Below are 637 nucleotides of genomic sequence, written 5' to 3'. Positions count from 1 at the left end.
AGCACGCCAGCGACGCTCACCAGCAATGATCTCATAGTGATCTTGCGACAGTGGGCGTAGCACGATCGGCTGAATGATCCGCTGAGACTGGATCGACGCAGCCAGCTCTTCAAGCGCGTCTGGCGCCATGTCTTTACGTGGCTGATAGACACCTGGCTTCAAGCTGCCAATCGCAAGTTCGGTTAACTCACCATCGGCAGAGAGAGCCTGACTATGAGAAGCAACTTGCTGTTTTTCACGAGCCATTGAGCTAGTTGCAAGTAATGCATCTAGCCCTTTTCCTAAACCACGTTTAGACATTGAGCGAATTCCTTTGGTTTGATTTAAACTGGGACTTCTTCACGACGTAACATCTCGCCAGCAAGTGCCAAGTAGGCCTTTGCTCCTGCGGATTATTTGTCGAAGTACATCGCTGGTTTGCCATGGCTTGGAGCCTCAGCAAGACGTACATTTCTAGGGATCACAGTTCGGTAGACCTTGCTACCAAAATGCTTCTTGAGTTGGTCAGATACTTCATTCGACAAGCGGTTGCGAGGATCATACATAGTACGAAGCAAGCCTTCGATCTTCAAATTCTCATTCACAACAGCTGCCAGTTTACTGATGGTATCCATCAAGGCAGTTAAACCCTCTAACG

Annotated in this window: 1 protein-coding gene and 1 pseudogene; both read right to left on the bottom strand. The window is 48.8% G+C overall.

All coding sequences use genetic code 11. From position 1 onward, the window contains the following. Positions 1-300: ParB N-terminal domain-containing protein (locus tag KIV40_RS28675; RefSeq protein WP_285352616.1), on the bottom strand; the 300-nt coding region annotated here is incomplete at its 3' end. Positions 301-323: 23 nt separating this feature from the next. After that, positions 324-637 (bottom strand): annotated as a pseudogene (locus KIV40_RS28670) (ParA family protein); the annotation flags it as partial.

It is taken from the genome of Vibrio sp. D173a, from assembly GCF_030248475.1.
The sequence above is the reverse complement of the archived record's forward strand: the minus strand, read 5'-3'. Positions and strand labels throughout refer to the sequence as shown.